This window comes from Caballeronia sp., assembly GCF_049581465.1.
Classification (GTDB): domain Bacteria; phylum Pseudomonadota; class Gammaproteobacteria; order Burkholderiales; family Burkholderiaceae; genus Caballeronia.
In genome coordinates, this window is the sequence record NZ_JBAUSA010000366.1 from 1 (window position 1) to 3,872 (window position 3,872).

Here is a 3,872-nt window from a genome sequence, read left to right on the forward strand (position 1 = left end):
GTCTTGTTCTTGTATTCGTAGGCTGGTTCGACGATGTGTTTCAGTTCTTCATCGCCTGGTGGCGGCTCGATCGACACGACTTCCTTGGGTAGCACATGCTTGCCCTTGAAGACGGGTTTTACTTCCGAGCAGACACCCTCGCCGGAGTAGCCTTCGTCTTCGGGTTTGCCATACGCGTGCCCGAATTCGATGCGATCGTTTTCGCTCCGACCGAAGATCGGCGAGCCGCATACGCCGACGTGATCCTCGGTATGCATCGGGCCGTTGACCGATTCTCCGTTGATGAAAAAGTTGTTGATGCAGCGCCTCGGAGTGCCGCCATCCGCCGGACGTTCACCGTAGAACTTGGAGCATTCCGTGTAGTAGTTGGCAGGCTCTTTTTCTTTGAGCGGTTCGCCGTAGATCGCGGGATCGCCGGTTTCGTACTTGGAGTACCAGACGAAGCTGACGAAGTTGGCGTTGCGGAAGTCCGCGACCAGCGTGCGTCGCGAGCTACCGGAATAGCCTGTCGACTCGATGCGAAACGTGCCGACAGCTCCGGGCGACTTCTCTTCGAGCATCGTTTCGACCAGGTTGTTGGGATCGCACTTGCGATCGCTTGCCGGCGCGCTTTCGGCGGGGAGCAGCTGAATCGCGTATTCCTCGTTGAGCGATTCCCCGCTTTCGTTCGTGATCTTGGCACGGTTGGTCGTTTCCCCGACTTGATTCAGGGCGGCATTGGCCTCAGGGGGATTGGTGCAGTAGGTGAGGTAGTTGCCGTCCTCGGTGAGATGGTTCTCGTAGTTCTCGATCCCGGCGAGGGCGGCGTAGTAGGCCTTCTTCTGCGAAGTGTCGGTGGCGCTCAGATGGATCTCGCCGTTGGCTGCCGTGAATGTCGCGACGAGCAGCAGCGAGGTGACGAACATCACCCCGATCGCGATGATCATCGTAATGCCCTCTTGGCCGTTGAGCATCGCGAACAATCGGCGTATTGAGCGAGTAATGAGAGTCATCACAATTCGGCGCAAGGTAGGTTGGTACTGTTTTCTTCTGAGGATGGCGCCAGGCGCAGGATTGCCGAGTCTTCAAGCGCCACCGGGCGACCGCCACCAAATGATTTGTTTACTTTGTTTTCTTTGCCTTCCGGCACAGCCGTGAAGCTCACATTTACCTTGGCGACAGCTGACGCTTCCGATGTTATTTCCCCGGTCATCGGAGTGGGATCAAGTTCGCCAAGCACCGCTTTGCTGTCGGTTTCACGATAATAGCGGTAGTAACGAAAAATCGGGATGATTTCTTTCGCCGAGTTTTCTGTCTTCTGCAGGCCAGTCAACAGAATACGTTTTGTCGATGTTTCTTTTTCGTTGAATTCGTAGTTTGGCGGGACGCCTTTGCTCGTCCACGACTTTTCCGTGAGCGTGCCTTCGGCTTTGCCCGAACCTGCCGTATAGACGACTTCGTGCAATCCGATCGTCGGCAAGGCCGCTGAGGGTTCCCCGTGTTCGTTTTCAGCGCTCGTTTCGCTGATAAACCTTAGTTTTTCTGCCGTACTGCCAGACTTGATGGGATCCGATTTGACCGTCAAGCAAGACGAATGCAGCGCGAGCATCAGCTTCTCCAGCGCCACCCTTCCCGTCTGGTCGGCGTGGACCCGTTCGGTGATACGCGTCACGTCGGCCGTCGTGAAGTTGAGCAGCGACAGCGCGATCCCAGAGACAAGTATCCCCAGCGACATCGCCACCAGCAGCTCGATGAGCGTAAAGCCGCGCTCGTCGCGCAGCGCCTGCAATGACATGCGTGTCCGTCCCATCAGCAAACAGACCCTTCTTTGCCTTCTTCACTGAGATATATGGTCTGTAGCGGTGTCCCGCTCGCGATGTCGTTGTTTACGGACACGGTGTCTTCCCGCTGTTTCCCACCTATCGCCGCCGTCACGCACAAGGAATACGTGCCGAAGGGCATCCAAGGACGACTGAGCGCCCCCGCCGAGCTCGTCGTGAGTTTGCGGACGGCGTTGCAGCCCGTGTCTTCCAGGATTACGGTGGCATTCGACAGCGGTTTTTCCGGACCCACTTTACTTTCCAGGACCTTGATGTCGATCGGCGCCAGCGGCACCGTCACGGGCGCCGTTTCGCCCGGGGCCACGACGATTTTCGGGTTGGAGCTCTGACCGTTTCTCGTCGGAAGGTTTGCTTCGCAGGTGCCGGCGTAAACTGTGTATTCGGTAGTAGAGGGAAATGGGAAGATGTCGTTGGGCGTCGAGGATTCTATGGTCGGCTTGTACGTTTCGAGTGTGGCGGGTTCAGGAAGTGTTTCGTAGTGGGCCATCCCTGTGTTGAAGTACACAATCGAGTCGCCTTCCAATTTGCCAGTCCCCGCGGCTTCCTTGAAGCCGACCTGGAGCTTGCCCGCCAACCCGAGGTTGTAGCCCTCCTTGGAAGTCGTCTCAGCTGGAAGGTAAACCGCTTTTGTCACGCTTTTGTCAGATTCGGTGTTTGCATAACCATTCGGGTCCACATAGCCTGTCTTGCTGACGTTGATCGTGTATTCGCCCGGTGGCAACGCGAGGATCGCGCACCCGTTCAAAGAGGTTTCGAGTTCGTGCACACTGCTCGATGGCGCGGGACCTTTGGCGACGACTTTGGCACCTGCAAGTGGCGCGCCGACGTCTTCGACCCGGACGATCAACGCGGAGTCGGCGGGCGGGCTTATGACGCCCGTCTCCGTCACGGCTCCGTGAGGCCCCATCGACGGCCATGTGACCGTCGAGATCGTCTTCAGGTAGTCGGCGGTCGGCACGCTCGAGGTGCAGCTCGCGGTGCTGGTCTCATCGGCGATGTATTTGGCGGTCGTCGTGATCGTGTAGGTGGTCGCTCCGACGGTCACGTTTTCTTTGCGTTCCAGTTCGGTGAGTTTCTTGATCGGTTCGCTGCGCAGCCGCTCCTCGTCCTGCTGGGCCAGCCCATCGGCTTGTGAGCGAGCTCGGCTGTTCGCCGTGGCGCGATTGGTGCTGTCGAGCCCGAACAGCACGGCGATCACGACGAGCGAGATCAGAGCTGCGCTGATCACCACCTCGATCAGCGTGTCGCCGCTATCGGAGCCCAGTGGCGGCAGCCGTCTTGGCGCAGGAGTCGGCGTGCGTGCCGAGAGGTCTCCGGGCGAGCGCAGGAAAACCCTCGACGCCGAGCGCCGGTGGCTTTGCTTTGGCCGAAAGGGGTTTGTGCGGATCATCACGAGTGCCGAATACTTGTCCTCGATACGCGTTTCGGCACGCGCGCGGTGCTGCTTTAGCGCTGACGGCCTCAGCGCACATGCATTTGCGCCACCCACCTGGCGTTCGACCGCTCCGTCGTGTAATTTCAAAATGTGGCGAATTCACAACAGGAGAGTCCTTCCCCACACCCGGATCTGCTCGCTGCGGTCGTTTTGCACACGCTCGTAAGCGAAGCTCGCGACGGTATGCACCTTGCCGAGATTGCCATTGCCTGCGAGCGAGACCCCGACGAGCCAGACGACCTGGAAGAGATCGAGGCGGCCCTGCGGCTGCTGCTCGAGGACGGTTTGGCGGAACGCGAGCCCGATCCACCGCGCAAGCGCGACAGCACGGTTGAACCCGACGCCGGCCCGGCGTCAGACACGCACCTCCAAACGCTCTACCGACCGACGCACGCGGCGGTCCGCGCGAACGAGTTGAGCTTCTAGCGCAAGCTCAACGCACGCCGTCGAGCAACGCCACCGGGCTCAACTGGAGCGCGCGCGCTAGCTTCAGGAGCGTGCGCAGGTTCGGTTCCCGACCACCGCGCTCGTATACGCTGATCGCCGCCCGGTCGACTTCGGCCTCATAGGCGAGCGCCTCTTGCGAAAACGAAGCTTCCTTGCGCGCGGCACGCAGG

The 3,872-nt window shown here is 59.6% G+C and carries 5 protein-coding genes; 1 reads left to right on the forward strand and 4 read right to left on the reverse strand.

The annotated features are described in order from the left end of the window. From WCA53_RS09110 to WCA53_RS09120, 3 genes are all read right to left on the reverse strand, one after another. The coding region (locus WCA53_RS09110) for a hypothetical protein (protein ID WP_423908219.1) at positions 1–926 on the reverse strand (926 nt) is incomplete at its 3' end. 65 nt (positions 927–991) lie between these two features. Beyond that, positions 992–1,774 (reverse strand): PilW family protein, encoded by a 783-nt coding sequence (locus tag WCA53_RS09115; RefSeq protein WP_423908222.1) that lies wholly within the window; start codon positions 1,772–1,774, stop codon positions 992–994. 14 nt (positions 1,775–1,788) lie between these two features. Continuing rightward, positions 1,789–3,210: a hypothetical protein gene (locus tag WCA53_RS09120; RefSeq protein ID WP_423908224.1), complete on the reverse strand. Its 1,422-nt coding sequence runs from the start codon at positions 3,208–3,210 to the stop codon at positions 1,789–1,791. Between the two features lie 228 nt (positions 3,211–3,438). On the opposite strand from WCA53_RS09120, the gene WCA53_RS09125 reads away from it, so the two are divergent. Further along, positions 3,439–3,681, forward strand: coding sequence for a hypothetical protein (locus tag WCA53_RS09125; protein WP_423908226.1), 243 nt, complete (start codon positions 3,439–3,441; stop codon positions 3,679–3,681). Between the two features lie 7 nt (positions 3,682–3,688). Here WCA53_RS09125 and WCA53_RS09130 read toward each other — a convergent pair. Then, positions 3,689–3,872: helix-turn-helix domain-containing protein (locus WCA53_RS09130; RefSeq protein ID WP_423908228.1), on the reverse strand; the 184-nt coding region annotated here is incomplete at its 5' end.

Bases quoted from the DNA above. Each gene is read 5' to 3' on its own strand.
- WCA53_RS09115 (WP_423908222.1), bottom strand. From the start codon at position 1,774: ATGTCATTGCAGGCGCTGCGCGACGAGCGCGGCTTTACGCTCATCGAG.
- WCA53_RS09125 (WP_423908226.1), top strand. From the start codon at position 3,439: ATGCACCTTGCCGAGATTGCCATTGCCTGCGAGCGAGACCCCGACGAG.
- WCA53_RS09120 (WP_423908224.1), bottom strand. From the start codon at position 3,210: ATGATCCGCACAAACCCCTTTCGGCCAAAGCAAAGCCACCGGCGCTCG.